Origin of the sequence: Pseudomonas sp. FYR_2, from assembly GCF_043106425.1 — a bacterium.
Taxonomy (GTDB): domain Bacteria; phylum Pseudomonadota; class Gammaproteobacteria; order Pseudomonadales; family Pseudomonadaceae; genus Aquipseudomonas; species Aquipseudomonas monteilii.
This window is the reverse complement of sequence record NZ_JBICMM010000041.1, coordinates 124,832-148,868: the sequence shown is the minus strand read 5'-3', so window position 1 is coordinate 148,868 and position 24,037 is coordinate 124,832. Positions and strand designations below refer to the sequence as shown.

23 protein-coding genes are annotated in these 24,037 nt (G+C 63.0%); 15 read left to right on the top strand and 8 right to left on the bottom strand.

Translation table 11 applies throughout. From position 1 onward, the window contains the following. The first annotated feature begins 16 nt into the window (after positions 1 to 16). The 6 genes from pstB (at position 17) to ACF8R4_RS17540 (ending at position 6,797) form a co-directional block, all read left to right on the top strand. Positions 17 to 802 (top strand): phosphate ABC transporter ATP-binding protein PstB, encoded by a 786-nt coding sequence (gene pstB / locus ACF8R4_RS17565; RefSeq protein ID WP_060499193.1) that lies wholly within the window; start codon positions 17 to 19, stop codon positions 800 to 802. A 90-nt stretch (positions 803 to 892) separates the two neighbouring features. After that, entirely contained in the window at positions 893 to 1,591 is a 699-nt protein-coding gene (locus ACF8R4_RS17560; protein ID WP_104834971.1) for a hypothetical protein, read from the top strand. Then, positions 1,591 to 2,190 carry a hypothetical protein gene (locus ACF8R4_RS17555; protein ID WP_060499191.1) on the top strand — a complete coding sequence of 200 codons (600 nt, stop codon included), beginning with the start codon at positions 1,591 to 1,593 and terminating at the stop codon, positions 2,188 to 2,190. Before ACF8R4_RS17560 ends, ACF8R4_RS17555 begins: the two co-directional genes overlap by 1 nt. A gap of 258 nt (positions 2,191 to 2,448) precedes the next feature. Next, the gene (locus tag ACF8R4_RS17550; RefSeq protein ID WP_016714314.1) at positions 2,449 to 3,636 is read left to right on the top strand and encodes a porin; all 1,188 of its coding nucleotides are present in this window, start codon (positions 2,449 to 2,451) and stop codon (positions 3,634 to 3,636) included. A gap of 130 nt (positions 3,637 to 3,766) precedes the next feature. Then, entirely contained in the window at positions 3,767 to 4,930 is a 1,164-nt protein-coding gene (gene nosP, locus ACF8R4_RS17545; protein WP_060499190.1) for a nitric oxide-sensing protein NosP, read from the top strand. After that, positions 4,860 to 6,797: a NahK/ErcS family hybrid sensor histidine kinase/response regulator gene (locus ACF8R4_RS17540; RefSeq protein ID WP_374754798.1), complete on the top strand. Its 1,938-nt coding sequence runs from the start codon at positions 4,860 to 4,862 to the stop codon at positions 6,795 to 6,797. Before nosP ends, ACF8R4_RS17540 begins: the two co-directional genes overlap by 71 nt. Positions 6,798 to 6,903: 106 nt before the next feature. On the opposite strand, the gene ACF8R4_RS17535 is transcribed toward ACF8R4_RS17540, so the two are convergent. The 6 genes from ACF8R4_RS17535 to ACF8R4_RS17510 all read right to left on the bottom strand — a co-directional run bounded on the left by ACF8R4_RS17535 (position 6,904) and on the right by ACF8R4_RS17510 (position 12,016). Then, complete coding sequence (locus ACF8R4_RS17535; RefSeq protein WP_392493013.1) at positions 6,904 to 7,569, bottom strand: response regulator; 666 nt, start codon at positions 7,567 to 7,569, stop codon at positions 6,904 to 6,906. A gap of 54 nt (positions 7,570 to 7,623) precedes the next feature. Beyond that, the gene (locus ACF8R4_RS17530; protein ID WP_156866752.1) at positions 7,624 to 8,172 is read right to left on the bottom strand and encodes a PQQ-dependent catabolism-associated CXXCW motif protein; all 549 of its coding nucleotides are present in this window, start codon (positions 8,170 to 8,172) and stop codon (positions 7,624 to 7,626) included. Positions 8,173 to 8,295: 123 nt separating this feature from the next. Further along, the gene (locus ACF8R4_RS17525; protein WP_060499187.1) at positions 8,296 to 9,087 is read right to left on the bottom strand and encodes an ABC transporter permease; all 792 of its coding nucleotides are present in this window, start codon (positions 9,085 to 9,087) and stop codon (positions 8,296 to 8,298) included. Further along, positions 9,084 to 9,824, bottom strand: coding sequence for an ABC transporter ATP-binding protein (locus ACF8R4_RS17520; protein WP_164524460.1), 741 nt, complete (start codon positions 9,822 to 9,824; stop codon positions 9,084 to 9,086). The genes ACF8R4_RS17525 and ACF8R4_RS17520 overlap by 4 nt, the downstream gene beginning before the upstream one ends. Next, entirely contained in the window at positions 9,821 to 10,807 is a 987-nt protein-coding gene (locus tag ACF8R4_RS17515; protein ID WP_060499185.1) for a YVTN family beta-propeller repeat protein, read from the bottom strand. Before ACF8R4_RS17515 ends, ACF8R4_RS17520 begins: the two co-directional genes overlap by 4 nt. A gap of 30 nt (positions 10,808 to 10,837) precedes the next feature. After that, the gene (locus tag ACF8R4_RS17510; RefSeq protein ID WP_060499184.1) at positions 10,838 to 12,016 is read right to left on the bottom strand and encodes an ABC transporter substrate-binding protein; all 1,179 of its coding nucleotides are present in this window, start codon (positions 12,014 to 12,016) and stop codon (positions 10,838 to 10,840) included. A gap of 161 nt (positions 12,017 to 12,177) precedes the next feature. Here ACF8R4_RS17510 and ACF8R4_RS17505 point away from each other — a divergent pair, with 161 nt between their 5' ends. Continuing rightward, positions 12,178 to 13,452: a histidine kinase gene (locus ACF8R4_RS17505; protein WP_060499183.1), complete on the top strand. Its 1,275-nt coding sequence runs from the start codon at positions 12,178 to 12,180 to the stop codon at positions 13,450 to 13,452. Further along, on the top strand, positions 13,452 to 14,090 hold the full coding sequence (locus ACF8R4_RS17500) for a response regulator (RefSeq protein ID WP_392493012.1): 639 nt from the start codon (positions 13,452 to 13,454) through the stop codon (positions 14,088 to 14,090). Before ACF8R4_RS17505 ends, ACF8R4_RS17500 begins: the two co-directional genes overlap by 1 nt. Positions 14,091 to 14,184: 94 nt before the next feature. Here ACF8R4_RS17500 and ACF8R4_RS17495 read toward each other — a convergent pair whose 3' ends face one another. Together ACF8R4_RS17495 and exaA are read right to left on the bottom strand one after the other, a co-directional pair. Next, the gene (locus ACF8R4_RS17495) at positions 14,185 to 14,844 is read right to left on the bottom strand and encodes a pentapeptide repeat-containing protein (RefSeq protein WP_200928529.1); all 660 of its coding nucleotides are present in this window, start codon (positions 14,842 to 14,844) and stop codon (positions 14,185 to 14,187) included. 66 nt (positions 14,845 to 14,910) lie between these two features. Next, positions 14,911 to 16,806, bottom strand: coding sequence for a quinoprotein ethanol dehydrogenase (exaA, locus tag ACF8R4_RS17490; RefSeq protein ID WP_033693183.1), 1,896 nt, complete (start codon positions 16,804 to 16,806; stop codon positions 14,911 to 14,913). Between the two features lie 254 nt (positions 16,807 to 17,060). Between exaA and pedF the strand changes: the two genes are divergently transcribed. The 7 genes from pedF to pqqA all read left to right on the top strand — a co-directional run bounded on the left by pedF (position 17,061) and on the right by pqqA (position 24,018). Beyond that, positions 17,061 to 17,522, top strand: a complete 462-nt coding sequence (gene pedF, locus ACF8R4_RS17485; RefSeq protein WP_016714301.1) for a cytochrome c-550 PedF — start codon at positions 17,061 to 17,063, stop codon at positions 17,520 to 17,522. Positions 17,523 to 17,527: 5 nt separating this feature from the next. Then, on the top strand, positions 17,528 to 18,403 hold the full coding sequence (locus ACF8R4_RS17480) for an ABC transporter substrate-binding protein (RefSeq protein WP_104834964.1): 876 nt from the start codon (positions 17,528 to 17,530) through the stop codon (positions 18,401 to 18,403). Positions 18,404 to 18,412: 9 nt separating this feature from the next. Beyond that, entirely contained in the window at positions 18,413 to 19,174 is a 762-nt protein-coding gene (locus tag ACF8R4_RS17475; protein ID WP_016714299.1) for a quinoprotein dehydrogenase-associated SoxYZ-like carrier, read from the top strand. A gap of 39 nt (positions 19,175 to 19,213) precedes the next feature. Next, on the top strand, positions 19,214 to 20,170 hold the full coding sequence (locus ACF8R4_RS17470; RefSeq protein ID WP_060499178.1) for a quinoprotein relay system zinc metallohydrolase 1: 957 nt from the start codon (positions 19,214 to 19,216) through the stop codon (positions 20,168 to 20,170). A 105-nt stretch (positions 20,171 to 20,275) separates the two neighbouring features. After that, on the top strand, positions 20,276 to 22,063 hold the full coding sequence (gene pedH, locus ACF8R4_RS17465) for a PQQ-dependent alcohol dehydrogenase PedH (protein WP_060499177.1): 1,788 nt from the start codon (positions 20,276 to 20,278) through the stop codon (positions 22,061 to 22,063). A gap of 133 nt (positions 22,064 to 22,196) precedes the next feature. Then, on the top strand, positions 22,197 to 23,717 hold the full coding sequence (locus ACF8R4_RS17460) for an aldehyde dehydrogenase family protein (protein ID WP_104834961.1): 1,521 nt from the start codon (positions 22,197 to 22,199) through the stop codon (positions 23,715 to 23,717). A gap of 229 nt (positions 23,718 to 23,946) precedes the next feature. Then, entirely contained in the window at positions 23,947 to 24,018 is a 72-nt protein-coding gene (gene pqqA / locus ACF8R4_RS17455; protein WP_010455123.1) for a pyrroloquinoline quinone precursor peptide PqqA, read from the top strand. Positions 24,019 to 24,037 lie beyond the last annotated feature (19 nt).

Below are 24,037 nucleotides of genomic sequence, written 5' to 3'. Positions count from 1 at the left end.
ACAAAAGGCCGCTCCCATGGTCAACGAAGCCCCCATCGTCATGGACTGCAAGCTGGACAAGATCTTCTACGGCAACTTCATGGCCGTACGCGACAGCCATGTGCCGATCCGCAAGAACGAGATCACCGGCTTCATCGGGCCGTCCGGCTGCGGCAAGAGTACCGTGCTGCGTAGCCTCAACCGCATGAACGACCTGGTCAAAGGCTTCCGCTTCGAAGGGCATGTGCACTTCCTGGGCCAGGATGTCTACGGCAAGGGCGTCGACCCGGTAGTCGTGCGCCGCTACATCGGCATGGTGTTCCAACAGCCCAACCCGTTCTCGATGAGCATCTTCGACAACGTTGCCTTTGGCCTGCGCCTGAACCGCTACAAGGGCGACCTGGGTGACCGCGTAAAGCACGCCCTGCAAGGCGCCGCCCTGTGGGACGAAGTGAAGGACAAGCTCAAGGTCAGCGGCCTGTCCCTGTCCGGCGGCCAGCAGCAGCGCCTGTGTATTGCGCGTGCTATTGCCACCGAACCGGAGGTGCTGCTGCTGGACGAGCCGTGCTCGGCACTCGACCCCATCGCTACCCGCCGCGTGGAAGAGCTGATGGTCGAACTGAAGAAGGACTACACCATCGCGCTGGTCACCCACAACATGCAGCAGGCGATTCGTGTCGCCGACACCACCGCGTTCTTCTCGGTCGATATCTCCCAGGGTACCCGTACCGGTTACCTGGTCGAGATGGGCCCGACCACGCAGATTTTCCAGAACCCGCGTGAACAACTGACTGCCGACTACATCAGCGGCAAGTTCAGCTGATCGCTTTTCAAGGTGGCCGGGCGTTGCAGCCAGGAAGGGTGCAACGCCCGGCCGCGTTACATTCCGTTAAAGTGTTACCCGGGATTTCCAATGCGAGCGATGCGTCGTCTTGATCTGTCAGCGGTAGAGCGCGCACTGCGCGAGGTGCAAGGCCGCTTTGCCGAACTCAGCCAGCATTTCACCGAACCGAGGGACCCGTTCACCGACGAGGTGCTGCTGAATGTGCTTGAAGGCTATGCCCTGATTGACGACTATGTCGCTCGCGGTATCGACCTGTTCGACCTGCAACAGCTGAACCTGATGCTGGAAATCAATGCCACCGTGCTGTGCGGCAGCGACCCGGCCCGCCGCCTGGAGTTCGCCCCCCACCTGGCTGCAACCGAGGCGCACTTTTTCAACAACGTCGAAGGTGGCATCAAGGATTTGTACAACTGGTACTGCGCGTACCGCAGCGATTCGGTCTGGAAGCGGGCTGCCGGTGTGTATGTACGTATCCTCAGCAAGCCCCAGCTGTTCATCGAAGGCAACAACCGCACGGGTTCGCTCATTGTCAGCTATTTGCTGATGCGTGCCGGGCTGCCGCCATTCGTGCTGTCGCTGGATAACGCCGAGGGTTACTTCAACCCGTCCTCGGTCATTCGCAACTCCGCCAAACACGGTGTCAAGGCTTTGTACGAACTACCCAAAATCAAGAAAAAGTACGCCGCTTTCCTTGAAGCGAAGGCGCCTGAGCCCGACAAGTTCTTTCTGAGCAGTACGCCTGTGCCTGCCTGCGAGAGGAGCCGCTGATGCTTCGTTCATCCATGCTCCAGCGCGGGCGCCAAGCCATCGAGCGCAAGCTCAAACGTGGCCAGGTGCGCATTTCCTTTGATATCGACGACACGCTCGCCTGCTTGCCTGAGCACGCTGATGCCGAAGACAGCAAGCTGCCGGGCTTCGTCCACCGCTGGTTGGGCGAACCCCTGCGCAGTGGCACGCGTTCGCTGATTCGCGACCTGCGCCGCCAGGGGTGCAGCATCTGGATCTATACCTCTTCGGGGCGCACACCGGCCTACATTCGCCGCTGGCTGATGTTGTATGGCATCCATGTCGATGGCGTGGTCAACAGCGACCGGCACCAACACATCCTGGCCCAGAAAGGCCTGGAGAATTCCCCCTCGAAGTTACCCTCGGCGTTCGATATCGACCTGCATGTCGATGACTCCGAAGGTGTGCGGCTGGAAGGCGTCGACCACGGGTTCCGCGTTGTGGTCGTGTGCCCGAAGGATGAGAACTGGACACAGAAGGTGAAGGACGCGGCGGTCGATGTGCAGGCACGGCTGGCCTGGCAGCAACCGCACCGCTATGAAATGCCATTGCGCCAGCGTTCGCAGGTGCTTGCCTCCTGAAGCTAAGCGATAGCTCTCAGATAGCGTAATTGGGGCTGCTTTGCAGCCCCGGTTCGTTCAGGTGTATCAATACCCGCCGACCATTTATACATACGTCCTAAGTCTTGCATCCCGACCCAAGCAGGTACCAGCACCTAATCACTGCGCCACCCCCGCCACCCCAAAGCACCCAACACCCCGCCCCAAAGCAGCGTATCTGGCAATTTGCCCTGTTCTGATAATCGCCTCCGACATCCAGTCCCCTGTTTGGAGCGCGCCATGTACAACAACAATAAGCACCTGCCGCCTCGTTTCCTCGCCGCCGCCATCGCCAGCTTTTCTGCCCTGGGCCTGAGTGGCGTCGCCGAAGCCGAGATCATGCTGTATGACAAAGACCAGACCACCTTTTCCACCGACGGCTACATCAATGCCTTCTACGTCAACAGCAAGGTCGACCGCGAAGGCGAGCAGTTCGATCGCCGCCAGTCGCGGGTGAAAATGGGCTTCCTGCCCAACTACCTGGGCTTCAACATGGGCAAGCAGGTGGATGACCTGAAGCTCGGCGCACGTGCCTCGTTCTGGGTCACCATCAACGACAGTGAAACCAACGGCACCGACACCGCCATCGACGTGCGCCAGTTCTACGGCACCGTGGCCAATCCCGAGTGGGGCGAGGTGTTGATCGGCAAGGACTTCGGGCTGTTCGCCCGTTCCAACATCCTGCTCGACGAACTGCTGGCCGGCTACGGCCAGGTCAGTGACACCTTGGGGCTGGTGGACGGCGGCGGGGTGTCGTTCGGCAACATCGGCAGTGGCTACCCATACCCGTTCCCCACCTCGCAGATCACCTACCGCACCCCGGTAATGGACGGCCTGCGCGTGGCGGTGGGCATCATGGACCCGGTGGACACCAACGACAGCAGCCCGACCGGCAAGGCCTACCAGGAAAATCCGCGTACCGAGAGCGAAATTACCTACCAGTTCGACCTGGGCGGGGCGCAGATCTACAGCTGGGTCAACGGCAGCTACCAGACCTCCGACAATACCGACTCGACGGTGGAGACGATCACGTCCAAAGGTGTTGGCTATGGCGTGCAGGCGAAGATGGGCGGGCTGTCGCTGACCGGCTCGGGGTTCCAGGCCAAGGGTATCAACCCGTTCTTTACCAACAATGCCGGCGAACCGGTCTTGCGTAACGTCGACAGTGACGGCTACCTGTTGCAGGGTTCGTACAAGGTCGGCAAGAACCGCATTGCCTTGTCGTATGGCAAGACCAAGGACGACGGCAACGGCGCGGTGGGCAGCGGTGCGGACTACGAGACCCGTGGCGTGGCACTGTTCCATGATGTCAACGACAACCTGAAGCTGGTTGCCGAGTACAACCAGTTTTCCATCGATGGGCATGACACCAGTGCGCAGAACGAAGACACCGATACCTTTGCAGTGGGTGCGGTGCTGACCTGGTAGGCACCCGGGGCCGCAAAGCGGCCCCAACATTTACGCCCATGGAACCGCCCACCCGCTACCCAAGTAGCATTCGTCCCCCGCAAACACCTTCGTACACTGACCCCTCAGCCACCCCGCGCCGGAGACCCCAATGCAGCAGGCTCAAAACGACGGTGTGGTCAGCGCCATGTCCCAGGCCACCGACGCCCGGTTGGCCGCCCAGGACCTGGCGCGGCAATTGCTGCACCCGCACCTGGGTTTCGTGCTGTTCTTCTGTTCCGCCGAATACGACTTGCAGGCCTTGGGTGAGGCCCTGGAGCAGGGTTTTGGCGGCATCCGCCTGGTCGGCTGCACCAGCGCCGGCGAAATCACGCCCCAGGGGTACGGCCGTAATTGCGTCACAGCGGTAGGCTTTGATCACCGGCACTTTTCCATCGCCACCGCGCTGATCGATGAAATGGAGCACTTCAGCCTGATCGACGCGCAGCAGATGGTCGAGCGCCTGGTCGGCACCTGCCGCAGCAATACGTTGGCACCCATCAAGGGTCACAGCTTTGCCCTGACCTTGCTCGACGGCCTGTCCAGCCGCGAGGAAATGGTGCTTGCCGCGCTCAGCGCGGCATTAGGTGACATTCCGCATTTCGGGGGCTCTGCCGGTGACGACAACTACCTGACACGCACCCATGTGTACTACGGCGGCGCCTTTCACAACGGGGCGGCTGTGGTGGTGCTGGTCAACACCTGGCTCGATTTTGAAGTGTTCACCACGCACCACATTTTGCCGCGCCAGGAAAAGCTGGTGGTAACCGGCGCCGACAGCGCCCAGCGCCGGGTTTTCGAATTGAATGCCGAGCCCGCAGCCGAAGAGTACGCCCGCCACATCGGCGTACCCGTGGCTGCGCTTGACCATCGGGTGTTCGCTGCCCACCCGCTGGCTGTACGTATTCACGACCAGTACTACGTGCGGGCGATCCAGCAGGTGCACCCGGACCTGAGCCTGAGTTTTTACTGTGCAGTGGAAAACGGCATCGTGCTCACGGCCATGACCCCGGGCCCGCTGTTGCCCAACCTGCACCAGCTGTTCGACGGCCTGCGCCAGCGCCTCGGCCCGCTGCTGCTGACCATTGGTTGTGATTGCTTCCTGCGGCGGCTGGAACTGGAGGCCCGGCAGGGCCTGGAACCGGTCGGCGCGTTTCTGCGTGAGCAGCGGGTGATCGGCTTCAACACCTACGGAGAACAGTTCAATGGCATGCACATCAACCAGACCTTCACCGGGGTCGCCATTGCCCGCAACCGGCCTCCTGTCGGGCGCTGAACTGCAGGCCGAGGTCACCCGGCTGCAGCACGAAAACCAAAAGCTGCAGCGGATCAACGGTGCGTTGATCGAACGCATCGAGTCTGGGGTAACCCGGGGCAACGATCCCTATGCGGCGTTTCAGCATTCCGTGGTGCTGGCCGAGCAGGTTCGTGAACGCACCGATGCCCTGAACCAGGCCATGGCCGAGCTCAAGGCCGTCAACCGCTTGCTCAGCGAGGCCCGACAGCGGGCCGAGACCGCCCACCAGCACCAGATTCGCCTGATTACCGATAATGTACCGGCGCTGATCGCTTACCTGAACGCCGATCTGGTCTACGAGTTCACCAACAAGGTCTACGAGGAATGGTACTGCTGGCCGCACGGTGTGATGCTCGGCCAGAGCCTGCGCGAGGCCCACAGCGAGCAGCACTATCAGCGCCTGGAAGCCTATGTGGCACGCGCACTGGCGGGGGAGAGCGTTACCTTCGAATTTGCCGAAACCAATATCAATGGCCAGGAACGCTACATGCTGCGCTCCTACGTGCCGAACCGCCTGGCCAGCGGCGAGGTGGTGGGCATCTTCGTGTTGATCCGCGATATTACCGAGCGGCGCAACACTGCCCAGGCGCTGCACCAGGCCTATCAGCACCTGGAGCAGCGGGTGCGTGAACGCACCGCCGAACTCACCAGCCTCAACGACCAGTTGCTGCGTGAAATCGAAGAGCGAAGCCAAGCCGAGGCTCGCCTACGCGAGGCCAAGCGCGAGGCCGAACAGGCCAACCTGTCGAAAACGAAGTTCCTCGCAGCGGTCAGCCACGACCTGCTGCAACCGCTGAACGCGGCGCGGCTGTTCACCAGCGCATTGCTGGAGCGCCGCGACCCGCAAGACAGTGCCCACCTGGTGCGTAACGTCAGCAATTCGCTGGAAGATGTGGAAAACCTGCTCGGCACTCTGGTCGACATTTCCAAGCTCGATGCCGGGGTGATCAAAGCCGATGTCGCCCCGTTTGCCCTGCGCGAGCTGATGGACAACCTTGCTGCCGAATACGCACAGGTGGCGCGCAGTGAAGGCCTTGAACTGCATTTCGTGGGCTGCTCGGCGGTGGTGCGCAGTGACATCCAGCTGCTGGCGCGGATCCTGCGCAACCTGCTCAGCAATGCCATTCGCTATACCCGCAGCGGGCGTGTGGTGCTGGGCTGCCGGCGCCTGCGTGGCGGTCTGCGGATCGAAGTGTGGGACAGTGGCATCGGCATTGCCGAAGAGCACCTGGACGACATGTTCCAGGAGTTCAAGCGCGGTGATGTACAGCGCCCGGACCAGGACCGTGGCTTGGGCCTGGGCCTGGCGATTGTAGAAAAGATCGCCGGCATCCTTGGGCATCGGATAAGGGTACGTTCATGGCTTGGCAAAGGCTCGGTATTTGCCGTCGAAGTGCCACTGAGCACCACCGCGCCCAAAACTCAGCCGAGCCAGGTGGTCAGCGAGCCGATGCTCGAGCGCCTGCGCGGGGCGCGGGTGTGGGTGCTGGATAACGACGCGGCGATTTGCGCCGGCATGCGCACCTTGCTGGAGGGGTGGGGCTGCCGGGTGGTCACGGCGCTGTCGGAGGAAGACCTGGCGCGCCAGGTGGACAACTACCATGCCGAAGCCGACCTGTTGATAGCGGATTACCACCTGGACAACGACTGCAACGGTGTCGACGCCGTGGCGCGGATCAATGCCCGGCGCACCCAGCCATTACCGGCGTTGATGATAACCGCCAACTACAGCAACGACCTCAAGCAGCAGATTCGCGAGCTGGGCCACACCCTGATGCACAAGCCGGTGCGGCCGATGAAGCTCAAGACGGCGATGAGTCATCTGCTGGCAAACAGCGGGACATAGCTACCGGCCTCTTCGCGGGCAAGCCCGCTCCCACAGGAATTCTACAGGCTTCAAAGCTGCACAATCCCTGTGGCAGCGGGCTTGCCCGCGAAGAGGCCAGAACAGGCTAACGCCGCAGGTAATCAGCAAAATCAATATCACCAGCACTCAAGATGGCCTGGACCCGATTATGCACATTGAGCTTGCGCAAGATCGCCGAAACATGGGCCTTGACCGTGGTTTCAGCGATATCCAGCGTATAGGCAATCTGCTTGTTCGACTCCCCCTTGGTCATGCGCTCCAGCACCAACAGCTGCTTGCGTGTCAGGGCCTGGAGCATTTCCGGCGGGAAGCTCGGCGGCTCGTTGTGGCGCCGGCTGGTGCTGCTTTTCTGGGCGCGGATGATGTCGGGCGGCAGGTAGACATTGCCGTTGAGGATCTGCTCGATCGCTTCGATCATCTGTGAACGGGGCGAGGACTTGGTAATGAAACCCACGGCACCGTAGGTAATGGCCTGCAGCACGATCTGCTTTTCCTGCTCGGCCGAAACGATCACCACCGGGGTGGTCGGCGCCTCGTTGCGCAGGGTAATCAGGCCGTTAAGGCCGTGCATGCCGGGCATGTTCAGGTCGAGCAGGATCAGGTCGAGGTCGTCGTGCGCCTGGGTCAGGGCCAGGGCGCTGTCCAGGTCTGCGGTTTCCATGACCTCGCTGCCCTGGAAACCATCGCTGATGACGTTGTGGATGGCTTCGCGAAACAGCGGGTGATCGTCGGCAATCAAAATTTTGTACATGGCCTTTTCACCTTGTTTTTATTGGAGGGGGCGGGGCACGCATTTGCTGGCAGTTCAGGGAAAGGGCACGGGTTGTGCTGGCTGCAGCGGCAGGTTGGCCTGCTGCCAGGCGTCCAGGCCGTCGCGGTACCAGTACAGGTTGTTGTAGCCCAGGGCTTTAGCGCGTTTTACCGCGTTCCAGCTTAACCAGCAATCGGAGCGGCAATAAAAAACCAGGGGGTGCTCCGGGTGCCCGGCAGTGGCTTTTTGCAGGTTGCGCACGAAGTAGTCCTGCCAGGCCGGGCTCAGCTCGCCGTCGCCGGTGTTGGCCAGCCAAAGGCTACCGGGGAGGTTGGCGTGCGGTTCGTCTTCGATGAATTGGCCTTGCAGCCATTGGCGGCGATAGACGTCGATCAGTACGGGCCTGGGGCTGTTTGCCAGCAGCGTTTGCAGCGCGGCGGTGTCGATGACCTGGCCGCCCTCGACCTGTTGCGGGGTCGGGCTGCGGTAGAGGGTGGCGCGGTAGCCTTCGGCGGAAAACAGCGGGGTGGTGTCGGCCTGGGCGATACCCAGTGACAGACACAGCGAAAGGGCAGCCAGCAAAGGGTGCGGGGCACGTGGCATGGTTTTATCCTTCTTGTTATAGGCCCATTACATGCCAGCGGTGGTGTGTTGTGAATGCGACGATCAGACAGCAAAGGCAGTACTAAAGTAGTAGAAAAATGCTCAGGTATATGGGCGACAGGTTCAACGCGGCTTGCGCAGCGCCGCATGCTGGGGGTTGAAAGTGAGGATCGCCAGCAGGGTGAACAGCGCCGTCAACCCAAGGCACACCACCAACGCCAGCAGGTTCAGGCGCTCGTAAAGGGCAAAGCGCACAAGTTCTACCGCATGGGTGAACGGGTTCACCGCACACAGCCAGTACAGCCACTGGCTGGCCTCGCGCATCTTCCACAGCGGGTACAACGCCGACGACAGAAAAAACAGCGGGAAGATCACGAAGTTCATCACCCCGGCAAAGTTCTCCAGCTGGCGGATCGCGTTCGACAGCAGCAGCCCCAGGGCGCTGAGCATCAACGCAACCAGCAGCATTGCCGGCAGTGCCAGCAGCAGGCCCGCAGCGGGCGGCTGTACGCCGTACAGCCAGGCGATGGCGAGGAAGGCATACACCTGCAGCAGGGAAATCAACGCGGTCGCCAACAGCTTGCTGCCCAGCAGGAACGGCCGTGGCAATGGGCTGGTCAGCAGCACGCGCATGCTGCCCATCTCCCGGTCATACACCATCGACAGCGAGCCCTGCATGCCATTGAACAGCAAGATCATGCAGGCCAGGCCCGGGATGATGTACACCTCGTAGGGAATGTAGGTGTCGTAGGGCTCGATGATGGCAATGCCCAGGGCCGCACGAAACCCGGCGGCGAACACCAGCAACCACAGCAGCGGGCGCACCAGCGCACTGAGCAGGCGCGTGCGCTGCATCACGAAGCGTAGCCATTCGCGCAGCATGATGCCGTTGAAACATTGCCAGTAAGCGTTCATTGGGCGTTGGCTCCTGAGGGCGCGCTGGTCAGCCGGGCAAAGGCACTGTCGAGGTCGCCACCGTGCTCCAGGCTCAGGGCGTCGGCGGTACCGCGTGCTACCAGGCGGCCTTGATGCAATATGAGCAGGTCATCGCTGGGCTGGACCTCGTCCAGCAGGTGGGTGGTCCACAGCACGCTGAGCTGCTGCTCGCGGCACAGCCGTCGTACGTGCTGGTTGAGCGCCAAGCGGCTGGCCGGGTCGAGGCCGACACTGGCTTCGTCAAGCAGTAGTAGGCGTGGTTCGTGCAGCAGGGCGCGGGCAATCTCCACCCGGCGCCGATGGCCGATGTTCAGCGCACGAACACGCTCATGCCGACGTTCGCCCAGCCCTTGACGGGCCAGTTCGGCGTCGACCCGTTGGCTGCTCTGGCGCCGCGACAGGCCATGCAGCGCCGCGTGGTAGCGCAGGTTCTGTTCAACGGTCAGGTCCAGGTCGAGGGTGCTTTGCTGAAACACCACGCCCAGCTGGCGCAAAGCCGGGCGTGCTGCATTGCGCAGCGAGCAGCCGCCTACGCGGATGTCGCCGTGCTGCAGGTCGTACAGGCGGGTAAGCAGCGCGATAAGTGTCGATTTGCCGGCACCGTTGGGGCCCAGCAATGCGGCGAAGTGCCCTGGCGCCAGGCTGAACCCGACCTGTTTGAGTGCCGCGCGCTGGCCATAGGCAAAGCTTACGTCACTGACGTCGAGGGCGTTCATGGTGTGACCACCACACCCCAGGGGTAGCGCCCGACCTTCACCGACTTGAGCACTTTGAGGTTTTTCGCATCGATGACCGAAACATCGCCGCTGACGCCGTTGGTGGCCAGCAACTGGCTCTGGTCCGGGGTGAACGCCAGCTGCCAGACCCGTCGCCCGACCAACAGGTAGTCGAGTACCTCGTAGGTGTTGGCATCGATCACCGCCACATGGTTGGCCGGGCCCAGGGCGACGAAGGCGTACTTGCCATCGGCGCTGAGCTTGATGCCCACCGGCTGGACCTTGTCCGGGTGTACGCCCTTGATCTGGAAGTTCAGGGTTTTGAGTACCTGGCGCGTGGCCACGTCAAGAATGGTCACCGTGCCGCCGATTTCCGCCGATGCCCACAGCCGCGAACCGTCCTTGTTGAACTCGACGAAGCGTGGCCGCTGATCGACCAGGGTGCTGTCGGCCAACGTCTGAGTGCTGGTGTCGATCCAGTGCAGCATGTTGGTGGTTTCGCTGGTGTTGACTGCCCATTTGCCGTCAGGGCTGACCGCCATGCCTTCGGGTTCGATGCCAACGTCGATCTGCCCCAGCACCTCGTCGGTGACGGTGTCGATCACTGTCACCAGTGCGTCATCCTCGTTGGACACGTACAGCCAGCGGTCGTTGGGGTGCAGGGCGAACTGCTCGGGGTCCTTGCCGGAGGGCAGCTCCTTGATGATCTTGCGGGTGGCCACGTCCATCACCTGCACCCGGTCCGAATCGCTGGCGCAGATGTACAGCAGTTTGTTGTCGTGGGACAGCAGCAGGCCGCGCGGGCGCTGGCCGACCGGCAAGGTGTCGGTGACTTCAAGCGTTTGCATGTCGATCAGGCTGAGGCTGTTGTCTTTCTCGTTGGAGACCCAGGCAGTGGCAGCCATGGTATGCCCGCTGGCCAGTGCCAGGGCGGCCGATAGCAGGCTGGGGCAAAGCAGGGCCCTGTGAAAGAGGCGGCGCATGGCGAATTCCTTATTGTTGTGGTGATCGGGTCAGGGGTAGCTGCAGGTCACTTCGGGCTTGTCGTAGCCCAGGCTGTCCATTTCGTTGAAGGGGTGCAGGAAACCTTCCTGCGGCGAGGTGCTGACCAGGGCGCGCGGCTGTACCAGCGGGATTGGCTGGCGCAGTTCGCCGTTCCACGGGCGGTAGCTGAGCTTGCGGCCCTTGAACCCGTCCAGCGGCAACTGCTCGCTGAGCAGCAGTTGCTGCAATGCACGTGGTTCGGTCTGGCGCAGTTTGCTGACTGCACTGGCGACGCTGCGCACGGCCATCCAGGCGGCAAAGTCGCGGTCGTTCATCCAGCGCCCGGCCTGGGCTTCGAAGCGTTTTTGCAGCTGCGCGGCGCCGAAGGTTTCCACGGTCTTGTGCCAGCCGGTGGGGGTCAGCCCCTGGGTGCCTGCCACCGGGCGCGGGTACCAGGTCTGGTAGGGCAGGTACTCGCCGAAGTCGCCGCGTTCGTCCGCCACAAGCACCACATCGTATTCGGCGGTTTGCGTGAACAACGGCATGTCGGCCTGGGCGCTGCGGCGCTGGTCGTTGTCAAAGGTCCAGGCTTTCTCTGCAACCAGCTGCACGCCAAAGCGCTTCATGGCCCTGCGCAGGGCGGCGGCGTAAGCCTGGTCGTCCTCGGTCTGGCCGACCACCAACAGCGCCCGCTGCCATTTGCGCAATACCATGAACTGCACCAGGGCGTCGGCCAGCATGGCCCGGCTCGGCAGGCTGTGCAGCACATTGCCCGGGCACTGGCTGCTGCGCAAGCTGTCGTCGGGGCTGCCGGCATTGAACAGCAGGCTGTCGGGCAGGGCGGCAGACAACGCGCGCAGGCTGGCGGCCGGGGCATTCACCACGAACAGCCGCAGGCCCTGGTCGTGCTGGGCCTTGGCCGCCTGCAGCAAGGCTTCGGGGCTGTCGGCGGTGGCCTTGGCCAGCTGGAATTGCTGCTTCAGGAAGCGCCCTGTGCTGTTGCTGTCGACAATCGCCAATTCCGCGCCTTGCAGCCCGGCATCGGCAGGCTCGGGGATGATGTTGGACAACAACGGGCCTGGGTCGGGGCGATAGCTCAGGTAGCCGATGCGTACCTGCAAGGGTTCTGCGGCGGATGCCAGCGGTGCGCACAGCGCTGCGGCCAGGGCCAGCAGACAGGTCAGGGCAAGAGGGGCAGGCTGGCGCATAACATACTCCACGGCAGATGGCGCCAGCATAGGAAGCCCACTGGGAGGGGGAAATATGCAGAAAGTAGCGCCCGGCCGGTACCAAGGTAGTAATTCGGCCTAGGTGCTGCGGCTTTACGATGGGAAACACGATGGGCTAAAACGCCCAAGGAGAATCGCCTGTGCGCCCTGTCAACCTGTCGGCCCTGTGGCGGATCAACCTCTGGGTCACCTGCTGCTTTGCCCTGGTGACGCTGGCCTGTGCCGGCGTGCTGTTGCACCAGGCGGTGGCGGATGTTGAGCGTGAGTTGCAGTCTGCCGAAGCCGTGGTGGCTTACCTCGGCGACACCGCCGAACGTGACCCGGCAAGCCTGCAACCACGGCTGACCCAGAGCCTGCGCCATGTGCGGGTACACTGGCTGGCGGTGGGGGAAGCACCGCAGCTACCGGCGCAGAGCGGCCTGGATGCCTGGCTGGGCCGCCAGCTGTTGGGTGAGCGGCACAGTAGCAGCCGGCTGCTGGACCTGAATGACGGGGCCCGGGTGCTGATTGCTGTAGATGCGCGGGATGAGATCGACGAGGTCTGGGATGCCTTGCAGCAACTGCTCGGCTTGTTCGGCCTGGCATTGCTATTGAGCCTGTTGACCATCCGCTGGGCGGTACGGCGTGGCATGGGGTTGCTGGATGAACTGCTGCAAGCCTTGCGTCAGGTCTCGGGCGGGCAGTTGACGGCCCGCCTGCGCGAGGCCGGCCTGCCGGAGGCCCGTCAGCTGGCGGAACACTTCAACCGCATGGCCGCCACCCTGGAGCAGACCCAGGCCGACAATACGCAACTGACGCAGGCCCTGCTGGCGGTGCAGGAGCAGGAGCGCACCCACCTGGCGCAGACGCTGCACGACGACCTTGGCCAATACCTGGCAGGTATCCGTGCCCAGATCTGCCTGTTGCGCATGGTGGCCGACCAGCCGACCGTGGTGGAACAGACGGCGCAAGCCCTGGCACTCAATTGCGAACGCCTGCAACAGGGCTTTCGTGCGTTGGTGCGTGACCTGTATCCGGTGGCGTTGCAACACATGCCGCTGGCTGAAGCCTTCGACCTGCTCGTCAACCAGTGGCAGGCCAGCCAGGGTATCGCTTGTCGCCTCCAGGTTGGCGAGCGCTTGCCAACGTTGCCCGGGACGAGCCGCACGCACCTGTACCGGTTGCTGCAAGAGGCGCTGACCAATGTCGCCCGGCATGCCGGTGCCAGCCAGGTGCGGGTACGCCTGCAGCGCAGCGCCAAGGGCCTGCGCCTGCTGATTCGCGACAATGGCTGCGGAGCCCGTCAGCCGCAGCGGCCCGGCGTAGGCCTGCATTCGATGGCCGAACGCGCCCGCAGCCTGGGGGGCGAACTGCGCATTTTCAGCCGCCCCGGGGCTGGCTGGGCATTGGCTCTGAATATTCCCTTGGAGGTGTGATGAATATTGTATTGGTCGATGACCATGCCGTGGTCCGCCAGGGCTATGCCAGCCTGCTGCGGGCGGTGTTGCCCACGATGGAAGTGCGTGAGGCTGCCAGTGGCGAAGAGGCCTTGGCCCGGGTTCAGGAGCAAGTGCCTAACCTGGTGATCATGGATTTTGGCCTGCCTGGCATTAGCGGCCTTGAAACCACCTGCCGCCTGCGGCAGCGCCTGCCCCAGTTGCGGGTGCTGTTTTTCAGCATGCACGATGAGCTGCCGCTGGTGCGCCAGGCGCTTGAAGCCGGGGCCTTGGGTTACCTGACCAAAAACTCGGCGCCCGAGGTGTTGATCGAGGCGGTGCAGCGGGTGTTGGCCGGGCATGCTTATATCGAACAGCCTTTGGCTACCCAGTTGGCTTGCACGTCACAACAAAGTGCCAATGACCCGCGTTTGCAGCGCATGACCCAGCGTGAGTTGGAGATTTTCACGATGTTGGCCAAAGGCACTCCGGCGCGGGTGATTGCCGAGCAGTTGTGTATCAGTGGCAAGACTGTGTCCAATCACCTGACCTTGCTCAAGAGCAAGTTGCAGGTCAGCTCGCATGCCGAGCTGGTACATCTGGGGATTGATCTGGGGGTGGTGCGGGTGGCGGGGTGATTCGACGTGATAGCTGCGGCGCCTGTGAGACCGAGCGCCGCCCGTGCGGCGCTTGATCTCACAGGCGCTGAATATGCACCGGCGAACCCTTCGCTCAATTATCCCAAGTCTCAGGGCACCCCTTGCACCCCTCCATGTTGGCCTCCTGAAAATTCCCGTAATGCTGCCGCGCCCCGCGCAAATCGGCGCGTTCCAGGTTGCTCTGGCCAAATTTGGCTTCTTGCAGATTAGCGTCCCCCAGGTTGGCCTCCTGCAGGTCCGTCTTGCTCAGCCAGGCCATTTCCAGATCTGCGGCCTGCAGGTTGGCCTGGTGCATCTTTGCTCCTGACAGCCGGGCGAACTGCAAGTAGGCCGCGCCGAGGTCGGCTTTCTCGAACTGCGCGCCTTGGGCGAACATGCCCCAGCCCTGGATGGCGACCAACTTGCTGTTGCTCAGGTCAGCCAGGCGCAGGTTGCTCTGCTGCAGGCTGGCGCGGGTCAGGTTGGCGCCTTGTAGGCGAGCCTTTTCCAGGTTGGCCAGGTCCAGCCGGGCATGGCGCAGGTCGGCCTCACGCAGGTCGGCGCCGGCCAGGTTCATCTTGCGCAGGTCCTGGTTGGCCAGGTTGGCGCCGCGAAGGTTGGCCCCCGGGCACTGGCTGGCTTCGGCAATCACGCAACCGTTGACGGTCAAGGGGGCATCGTTGCCATCTTCGTCGGCACTTACCGCCATGGCGGGGGAGAGTACCAACAGCAAGGCATAGGGCAGGTAGTTCATGGTAGAAGGCTCCTGGCGGAAGATGAGCAAAAGCGGGGAGGGGGTTGGCCCGCTCCCCGCTGGCGATCAACGCTGCGCGGTCTTGTTGTCCCAGCTCGGGATCTTGAACACCCAGAACGAGCCACCCTGGGCCACCGGCTTGGTCAGCTCAGCCATGTCACCGCCCCACAACGGCACGGCGCCGCCGTAGCCCACGGTCACGCCGATGTACTGTTCGCCGTCCTGCTCCCAGGTGATGGGCGGCGAAACGATGCCGCTTCCGGTCTGGAACTTCCACAGCTCCTTGCCCGTCTTGGCGTCGAAGGCCTTGAAGAAGCCGTCGCCGGTGCCGGTGAACACCAAGTTGCCCTTGGTGGCCAGCACGCCGGCCCACAGTGGCAGGTGCTCCTTGTGCTCCCACACCAGCTTGCCGGTGGTCGGGTCCATCGCCCGCAGGGTGCCGACGTGGTCGTCGTACATGCGCTTGATGCGGAAGCCCATGCCCAGGTACGCCGAGCCTTTCTTGTAGTTCACTTCCTCGGTCCAGTACTCCTCCTTCCACTGGTTGCCGGGGATGTAGAACAGGCCGGTGTCCTGGCTGTAGGCCATGGGGTTCCAGTTCTTGCCACCGAGGAATGGCGGTGACACTTCCACCGGTTTGCCCTTGGTTTCACCTGGCAGCGGCTTGGCTGGGCGCTGGCCAGGGTTTTCTACCGGGCGACCGGTTTTCAGGTCGATGTGGCTGGCCCAGGTGATGTTGTCCACGAACGGGAAGGCGTTCTGCAGCTTGCCGTTGTTGCGGTCGACCACGTAGAAGAAGCCGTTGCGGTCGGCGTGGGCGGTGGCCTTGACCACCTTGCCGTCCTTGTCCTTGTAGTCGAACAGCACCAGCTCGTTGTTGCCAGAGAAGTCCCAGGCATCGTTGGGCGTGTGCTGGTAGAACCACTTCACCTCGCCGGTGCTTGGGTCGACGCCGACCTGGCCCGAGGTGTAGAGGCTGTCGTAGTCGTGGGGGTTGCCATCCTTGGAGGTGCGTGCCCAGGTGTTCCAGGGGCCGGGGTTGCCAGCGCCGACGATGATGGTGTTGGTCTCGGCATCGAAGCTTGCACTTTGCCAAGGGGCGCCGCCGCCGTGGCTCCAGGCTTCGACCTTGCCGGTCTCGGTGGTTGGGTCATCTGGCCAGGACGGCGCCTTGACGTCGCCGGTCGGGGTACTGTCCTTGCCGTTCAGCCGGCCCATATGGCCTTCGACGAAGGGCCGCATCCACACTTCTTCACCCGTTTCCGGGTCGCGGGCGAACAGCTGGCCGACCACACCGAACTCATCGCCGGAGCTGCCATGGATCAGCAGCACCTTGCCGCTGGTCTTGTCCTTGATCAGCACCGGGGCGCCGGTCATGGTGTAGCCGGCGCTGTGGTCGCCGAACTTCTTGTTCCACACCACCTTGCCGGTGTGCTTGTCCAGGGCGATGACCCGCGCGTCCAGGGTGCCGAAGTAGATCTTGTCGCCGTAGATCGCCGCCCCGCGGTTGACCACGTCGCAGCACGGGCGAATGTTGTCGGGCAGGCGGTGGTTGTAGGTCCACAGGCGTTTGCCGGTTTTGGCATCCAGGGCGAATACCCGCGAGTAGGAGCCGGTGACGTAGACCACGCCGTCACTGACGATGGCCTGGGATTCCTGGCCGCGCTGCTTCTCGTCACCGAAGGAATAGGACCACGCCGGGGTGAGCTTGAACACGTTCTTGTCGTTGACCTGGGCCAACGGGCTCCAGCGTTGGGCATTGGTGCCCATGCCGTATTGCAGCACGTCCTTGGTGGTCAGGTGGTCGTTGGCGATGTCTTCCCAGGTCACGTTCTTGCCGGCAGGTGCCGCTGGGGGGGTGGCCGCGATGGCCGCGTTGCTCAGGGCCAGGCTACCGGCCAGCAGCAGGGCCCGCACGCTGAGGGCCAGAGGGGAAAGGGCGGGTAGCGTTCTTGTTGTCATGGTTGCAGTTCCCTGTGGAGGTTTTGGCCTGCACAGGGTGCGGCGATGCAGCCTTGGCCGGATACGGAAAATATCCCGCCCTTGCCGGGAATAGTTCCCGAGCGGCACCTCAATTGGCCCTTCACCACAAGCCCTACTACCAAGGGAGTAAGGCCCGGCCACCAAAGCAGCATTCGACCGCCTGCGGGCTGTTTTTAAGATGGCGGCACGGCCTCTGTGGTTGAGGCTTTGCGTGCAATGGTGAGGGCATAACAATGACAACAAAACGCAATGTGTTGCTGGCTACAGGGCTGCTGGCTGCGGCTGTGCTGAGCGGTACGGCCTGGGCTCATGGCAACGTGGTGCCCCAGGCGGTGGAGACCAAAGGCCTGACCCCGATCAAGGACGCTGGCGTAAGCCTGGACGGCGACGGCTGGGCGGCGGTCAACCCGTACCGTACTTCGCCGGAGCACGACAAGGCCGTGGAAATCGGCGCTTCTGCCTACAACCAGAATTGCGCCGCCTGCCATGGCCTTGAAGCGAAATCCGGTGGCATTGCGCCCGACCTGCGCATGCTTGATGCGGGTGAGGCGGGCGATGAGTGGTTCGTCGAGCGGGTACGCCATGGCGCGGTTCGCGACGGCCGCGTGTACATGCCGAAGATGGCCGACTACCTGAGCCAGGAAGCCTTGTGGGCGGTACGTACCTATCTGGACAGCGTGCACGTCGAGGAGTGACGGCCATGCGTCTGTGGGCGGTGCTGTTGAGCGGCCTGCTGCTGTGTTGCGCAGCAGCCCAGGCGCAGGTGCGCAACTATGACGCGATCATCGCTGCCGGCGAGTTGAAGGTGGCGGTGTACAAGGATTTTGCCCCTTACAGTTTCGAGGACCACGGCAAGCCCCGCGGTGTGGATGTGGAGCTGGCACAGGCCCTGGCCACGGCCATGGGGGTGCGCCTGCATCTGATGTGGGCGCCGCCCGGGGAAAAGCTCGACGATGACCTGCGCGATTATATCTGGCGCGGCAGCCCGCTGCGCCACCAGCAGTTGGCCGACCTGATGATGCGGGTGCCTTACGACCACGACTATGCGCAAAAACGCAACGAGGTGGGCGAGCTGGAAAACGGCCAGGTGGTGATGTTCGGCCCCTATCAGGAAGAGCGCTGGCAAGTCGCGTACGACCGCCGTCGACTGGCATCGGTGGCCAGTGTGGCAGTGTTCCAGCAGCACCCCATCGGGGTCGAGGTAGACAGCGTGCCGTCGTTTTACCTGACGTCGGTGTTCAACGGCATGCTCAGTGCCAAAACCCACCATTATCCCGGTGTGCAACAGGCGTTCGCCGCGATGCAGGCCGGGCAGGTGGACGCGGTGATGGCCATGCGCGGCGAGGTTGACTGGCAACTGCACCAGGCTGCCGATCCGCAACTGGCGCTGGCGGAAAACGCCTACCCCAACCTGGGCAAGCAGGCCTGGGAGATTGGCATGGCGGTGCATGAAAGCAATCGCCAGTTGGCCTATGCCGTGGAAGAAGCCCTCGAAGCGATGATCCGTGATGGCCGGCTCAAGGCCATGTATGCTGCTTACGGCCTGCGTTACGAGGTCCCGGAGATGTATCAATAGGAGCAGGCCATGAACTGGCGAGCGACTTTTTTGCTGGCCTGCTGGATGCCTTGTGCGGCCCTGGCGGCCACGCAAGGTACCCAGACAGACCCGGTACCCTCGGTAATGTGGGACTTCTACCACAAGCAGCTACTGGGCCAGGCCGCGTTCGTCTTCGACGACCGGGTCAAGCTGCTGGCGCCGCCGTTTGCCGAGGACGCGCGCCAGGTGCCGCTGGAGATCGATGCCCGGGCGTTTTCTGGCGATGTGGTGCGTATCATCGCCTGGGCGGAGCTGAACCCTTTGCCGCGTATTGTCGATTTCCAGCCCGGCGAGCGCGTGCTGCCCTGGTTGTCGATCCGCATCCGCATCGAACAGGCCACGCCGCTGCGCGCTGCGGTGCAGACGCGTGACGGCCTGTGGCACGTCGGCTCGACCCTGATCGACGCCGCTGGCGGTGGCTGCACCGCACCCAGTGTGGTGCGCACGCAACCTGGCTGGGAGGAGCACCTCGGCGAAGTGCTGGGCGGGCGCTACCCGCGTGGCGACAGCAGCCGCTTGCGCCTGCAGGTGGCTCACCCGATGGATAACGGCCTGGTCAGCGGCATTCCCGAATTCTTCCTCAACCAGGCCGAGTTGCAAGATGCGAACGGCCAGCGCCTGGCCCACCTCGAGCTGTACCCGGCCGTCAGCGAAAACCCCAACCTCGGGTTCGATATCCAGGGCCCCGGGCCGACCCGGCTGGTGCTGCAGGACAACAGTGGCAACCAGTTCGAGGCGGCGGTGCCCTGACCCTGTTGCCCGACTTCACCTGTGACCAGAGGCGCCTGTATGCGTTGGATACCCTTGTTGCTGCTGTGCCTGGGCCTGCCGGCCTGGGCTGACTTTGAATATCGGCTTGCACCTCGGCAAATAGCCGCAGATACCTGGCTGCTGGAAGGCAGCACCGACAATTTCGCCAGGAGCAACGGCGGCAACATCGTCAACACCGCGTTCATCGTCACCGACAGCGGTGTGGTGGTGATCGACAGCGGCCCCTCGAAACGCTACGGCGAAGCGCTGCGCCAGGCCATCGCCTCCACCACCGAAAAGCCGGTGCTGGAGGTGCTGCTGACCCATCATCACCCCGACCATGTGCTGGGCAACCAGGCCTTCACCGATGTCCCTATCGGGGCATTGGCCGGTACCGGTGATTTGTTGCGCCAGCAGGGCGATGCCATGGCCGAGAACATGTACCGCCTGGTCGGCGACTGGATGCGCGGCACCGAAGTCGTGCTGCCCAGCCGTGTGCTGGAGGCGGGTATCCACGAGGTCGGCGGGCACCGGCTGCGTCTGCTGGCCCTGGGCGGGCATACCGGTGCCGACTTGGCGATTCTGGATGAAAAGACCGGCGTGCTGTTCGCCGGCGACCTGGTGTTTTACGAGCGTGCCCTGACCACGCCCAACAGCCCGGGGCTGGAGGTGTGGCTCAAGGATCTGGACACCTTGCAAGCGCTGCCCTGGAAGCAGCTGGTGCCGGGTCATGGTCCGGTTGCCAGCGATGCCCGGCCCTTTGCGCAGATGCGCGACTACCTGGGCTGGCTGGATGGCCTGATGCGCGACGGCGCGGCCCGTGGTGATGACATGGCCGAGATGATCCGCAGCCCCATCCCCGCGCGATTTGCCGGTATCAGCCTGACGCGGTACGAGTTGATCCGCAGCGTCAGTCACCTGTATCCGCGTTATGAGCGTCAGCGTTTACAGCGCGTTGATAGTGAACCGTCCGCCAGCCTTGTACCAAGGAACTAGAAATCTCCGCACTGCGGGCAATTGTTGGCAACCGGGTCGGGACCAAGAATTCCCGGCACACCGGGAAATTTTCCCGGATACAACAAAAAACCAAAGGTAGCCGTCATGACCCGATCCCCGCGTCGCCCCTTGTTCGCCGTGAGCCTGGTGCTCAGCGCCATGCTGCTTGCTGGTGCGGCCCACGCCGCTGTCAGCAATGAAGAAATCCTTCAGGACCCGAAGAACCCGCAGCAGATCGTGACCAATGGCCTGGGCGTGCAGGGCCAGCGCTACAGCCCGCTGGACCTGCTCAATGCCAACAACGTCAAGGAACTGCGCCCGGTCTGGGCGTTCTCTTTTGGCGGTGAGAAGCAGCGCGGCCAGCAGGCCCAGCCGCTGATCAAGGACGGGGTGATGTACCTGACCGGCTCCTACTCGCGGGTGTTTGCCGTGGACGCCCGCACCGGCAAGAAACTGTGGCAATACGATGCGCGCCTGCCGGATGACATTCGCCCGTGCTGCGACGTGATCAACCGGGGCGTGGCACTGTACGGCGACCTGGTGTTCTTCGGCACGCTGGACGCCAAGCTGGTGGCCTTGAACAAGGACACCGGCAAGGTGGTGTGGAGCAAGAAGGTGGCCGACCACAAGGAAGGCTATTCCATCAGTGCCGCGCCCATGATCGTCAACGGTAAGTTGATCACCGGCGTGGCCGGTGGCGAGTTCGGCGTGGTGGGCAAGATCCAGGCCTACAACCCGGCGAACGGCGAGCTGCTGTGGATGCGCCCTACCGTGGAAGGGCATATGGGCTACGTGTACAAAGACGGCAAGGCCATCGAAAACGGTATCTCCGGCGGCGAGGCGGGCAAGACCTGGCCAGGCGACCTGTGGAAGACCGGCGGCGCTGCGCCGTGGCTGGGCGGTTACTACGACCCGGAAACCAACCTGATCCTGTTCGGCACCGGCAACCCGGCGCCATGGAACTCGCACCTGCGCCCTGGCGACAACCTGTATTCCTCGTCGCGCCTGGCGTTGAACCCGGACGACGGCACCATCAAGTGGCACTTCCAGAGCACGCCGCATGACGGCTGGGACTTCGACGGCGTCAACGAGCTGATTTCGTTCAACTACAAGGACGGCGGCAAAGAGATCAAGGCCGCCGCCACCGCCGACCGTAACGGCTTCTTCTACGTGTTGGACCGCACCAACGGCAAGTTCATCCGTGGCTTCCCCTTCGTCGACAAGATCACCTGGGCCACCGGCCTGGACAAGGACGGGCGGCCGATCTACAACGAAGCCAGCCGCCCGGGCGCACCGGGTAGCGAGGCCAAAGGCAGCTCGGTGTTCGTCGCGCCGGCCTTCCTCGGTGCCAAGAACTGGATGCCGATGGCCTACAACAAGGACACCGGGTTGTTCTACGTGCCGTCCAACGAGTGGGGCATGGACATCTGGAACGAAGGCATTGCCTACAAGAAGGGTGCGGCGTTCCTCGGTGCCGGCTTCACCATCAAGCCGCTCAACGAAGACTACATCGGCGTGCTGCGTGCCATCGACCCGATCAGCGGCAAGGAAGTGTGGCGCCACAAGAACTACGCGCCGCTGTGGGGCGGGGTGCTGACCACCAAGGGCAACCTGGTGTTTACCGGTACGCCGGAAGGTTTCCTGCAGGCCTTCAACGCCAAGACCGGTGACAAGGTCTGGGAATTCCAGACCGGCTCCGGCGTGCTCGGCTCGCCCGTGACCTGGGAAATGGACGGCGAGCAATATGTGTCGGTGGTTTCCGGGTGGGGCGGCGCCGTACCGCTGTGGGGCGGCGAAGTGGCCAAGCGGGTCAAGGACTTCAACCAGGGCGGCATGCTCTGGACCTTCAAGCTGCCCAAGCAGTTGCAGCAAACGGCCAGCGCCAAGCCGTAAGGCTGCGGCCCTGCCGCCTACTACCAAATGAGGAGAGCCCCGCTGCCAACGATGCATTCGCCTGGCACGCGGGGCTTTTTACCATCGCTGCATCGCCTGTCGCTGGACAGGCATCGACCCACAGAGGCTCAGCATGATCTACGCACAACCCGGAACTCCAGGCGCCGTCGTGTCCTTCAAGCCACGCTATGGCAACTTCATCAACGGCGCGTTCGTACCGCCATTGGCTGGCCAGTACTTCACCAACAGCTCGCCGGTCAATGGCCAGCCGATCGCCGAATTCCCGCGCTCCACCGCTCAGGACATCGATCGGGCGCTGGACGCTGCGCATGCCGCCGCTGAAGCCTGGGGCAAGACCTCGGTGCAGGACCGCGCCCTGGTGCTGCTGAAAATCGCCGACCGTATCGAGCAGAACCTGGAGGTGCTGGCCGTTACCGAAAGCTGGGACAACGGCAAGGCCGTGCGCGAAACGCTCAATGCCGACGTGCCGCTGGCGGCCGATCACTTCCGCTATTTCGCCGGCTGCATTCGTGCCCAGGAAGGCGGGGCGGCCGAGATCAACGAAGGCACCGTGGCCTATCACATTCACGAGCCGCTGGGTGTGGTCGGGCAAATCATCCCGTGGAACTTCCCACTGCTGATGGCAGCCTGGAAGCTTGCCCCGGCCCTGGCTGCCGGCAACTGCGTAGTGCTCAAACCGGCTGAACAGACACCGCTGTCGATCACCATTTTTGCTGAGCTGATTGCCGACCTGCTGCCGGCCGGCGTGCTGAACATCGTCCAGGGCTTTGGCCGTGAGGCTGGCGAGGCGTTGGCCACCAGCAAGCGCATTGCCAAGATCGCCTTCACCGGCTCCACCCCGGTGGGCTCGCACATCATGAAATGCGCCGCCGAGAACATCATCCCGTCTACTGTCGAACTGGGCGGCAAGTCGCCGAACATCTTCTTCGAAGACATCATGCAGGCGGAGCCCGCGTTCATCGAAAAGGCCGCCGAAGGCCTGGTGCTGGCGTTCTTCAACCAGGGCGAAGTGTGCACCTGCCCGTCGCGGGCGCTGATCCAGGAGTCGATCTACGAGCCGTTCATGGCCGAGGTGATGAAAAAGATCGCCAAGATCACCCGGGGCAATCCGTTGGACACCGAGACCATGGTGGGCGCCCAGGCTTCGGAACAGCAATATGACAAGATCCTCTCTTACCTGGATATCGCCCGGGAAGAGGGTGCGCAGCTGCTCACCGGTGGTGCTGCCGAGCGGCTGCAAGGCGACCTGGCCACGGGTTACTACATCCAGCCGACCCTGCTCAAGGGCACCAACGCGATGCGCGTGTTCCAGGAGGAAATCTTCGGGCCGGTGGTGGGCGTGACCACCTTCAAGGACGAAGCCGAAGCGCTGGCGATCGCCAACGACACCGAGTTTGGCCTGGGTGCCGGCCTGTGGACCCGCGATATCAACCGTGCTTACCGCATGGGTCGTGGGATCAAGGCTGGCCGCGTGTGGACCAACTGCTATCACCTGTACCCGGCGCATGCGGCGTTTGGCGGGTACAAGAAGTCGGGGGTGGGCCGTGAGACCCACAAGATGATGCTTGACCACTATCAGCAGACCAAGAACTTGCTGGTGAGCTACGACATCAACCCATTGGGCTTCTTCTAAACCGCGTCGCCTTCTTCGCGGGTAAACCCGCTCCCACAGGGATTGCACAATTTTCAAGACTTGTGCGGTACCTGTGGGAGCGGGTTTACCCGCGAATAGGCCGGCACAGGTATCTTCTCCCTCCTACCAATGCACTCTGCAACTTCCTTCCAAAGTAGCATTCGGCTCAGTCCGTTCCCGTGCATTAATGCCTCTACCGGAATCCCCCGGCATAAGAAGAGGATTGCCCATGTGGAATAAACCCGCCTTTACCGACCTGCGCATCGGCTTTGAAGTGACGATGTATTTCGCCAATCGTTGATGTGCCGCCCGGCCATCGC

What these genes read in the sequence shown, in the direction of transcription:
- ACF8R4_RS17510 (WP_060499184.1), bottom strand. Translation starts at nt 12,016, where the DNA reads ATGCGCCAGCCTGCCCCTCTTGCCCTGACCTGTCTGCTGGCCCTGGCC.
- ACF8R4_RS17540 (WP_374754798.1), top strand. Translation starts at nt 4,860, where the DNA reads ATGGCATGCACATCAACCAGACCTTCACCGGGGTCGCCATTGCCCGCA.
- exaA (WP_033693183.1), bottom strand. Translation starts at nt 16,806, where the DNA reads ATGACAACAAGAACGCTACCCGCCCTTTCCCCTCTGGCCCTCAGCGTG.
- ACF8R4_RS17555 (WP_060499191.1), top strand. Translation starts at nt 1,591, where the DNA reads ATGCTTCGTTCATCCATGCTCCAGCGCGGGCGCCAAGCCATCGAGCGC.
- ACF8R4_RS17480 (WP_104834964.1), top strand. Translation starts at nt 17,528, where the DNA reads ATGCGTCTGTGGGCGGTGCTGTTGAGCGGCCTGCTGCTGTGTTGCGCA.
- ACF8R4_RS17495 (WP_200928529.1), bottom strand. Translation starts at nt 14,844, where the DNA reads ATGAACTACCTGCCCTATGCCTTGCTGTTGGTACTCTCCCCCGCCATG.
- pedF (WP_016714301.1), top strand. Translation starts at nt 17,061, where the DNA reads ATGACAACAAAACGCAATGTGTTGCTGGCTACAGGGCTGCTGGCTGCG.
- ACF8R4_RS17460 (WP_104834961.1), top strand. Translation starts at nt 22,197, where the DNA reads ATGATCTACGCACAACCCGGAACTCCAGGCGCCGTCGTGTCCTTCAAG.
- pedH (WP_060499177.1), top strand. Translation starts at nt 20,276, where the DNA reads ATGACCCGATCCCCGCGTCGCCCCTTGTTCGCCGTGAGCCTGGTGCTC.
- ACF8R4_RS17520 (WP_164524460.1), bottom strand. Translation starts at nt 9,824, where the DNA reads ATGAACGCCCTCGACGTCAGTGACGTAAGCTTTGCCTATGGCCAGCGC.
- ACF8R4_RS17500 (WP_392493012.1), top strand. Translation starts at nt 13,452, where the DNA reads ATGAATATTGTATTGGTCGATGACCATGCCGTGGTCCGCCAGGGCTAT.
- pstB (WP_060499193.1), top strand. Translation starts at nt 17, where the DNA reads ATGGTCAACGAAGCCCCCATCGTCATGGACTGCAAGCTGGACAAGATC.
- ACF8R4_RS17515 (WP_060499185.1), bottom strand. Translation starts at nt 10,807, where the DNA reads ATGCGCCGCCTCTTTCACAGGGCCCTGCTTTGCCCCAGCCTGCTATCG.
- ACF8R4_RS17535 (WP_392493013.1), bottom strand. Translation starts at nt 7,569, where the DNA reads ATGTACAAAATTTTGATTGCCGACGATCACCCGCTGTTTCGCGAAGCC.
- ACF8R4_RS17475 (WP_016714299.1), top strand. Translation starts at nt 18,413, where the DNA reads ATGAACTGGCGAGCGACTTTTTTGCTGGCCTGCTGGATGCCTTGTGCG.
- ACF8R4_RS17525 (WP_060499187.1), bottom strand. Translation starts at nt 9,087, where the DNA reads ATGAACGCTTACTGGCAATGTTTCAACGGCATCATGCTGCGCGAATGG.
- ACF8R4_RS17530 (WP_156866752.1), bottom strand. Translation starts at nt 8,172, where the DNA reads ATGCCACGTGCCCCGCACCCTTTGCTGGCTGCCCTTTCGCTGTGTCTG.
- nosP (WP_060499190.1), top strand. Translation starts at nt 3,767, where the DNA reads ATGCAGCAGGCTCAAAACGACGGTGTGGTCAGCGCCATGTCCCAGGCC.
- ACF8R4_RS17470 (WP_060499178.1), top strand. Translation starts at nt 19,214, where the DNA reads ATGCGTTGGATACCCTTGTTGCTGCTGTGCCTGGGCCTGCCGGCCTGG.
- ACF8R4_RS17550 (WP_016714314.1), top strand. Translation starts at nt 2,449, where the DNA reads ATGTACAACAACAATAAGCACCTGCCGCCTCGTTTCCTCGCCGCCGCC.
- ACF8R4_RS17560 (WP_104834971.1), top strand. Translation starts at nt 893, where the DNA reads ATGCGAGCGATGCGTCGTCTTGATCTGTCAGCGGTAGAGCGCGCACTG.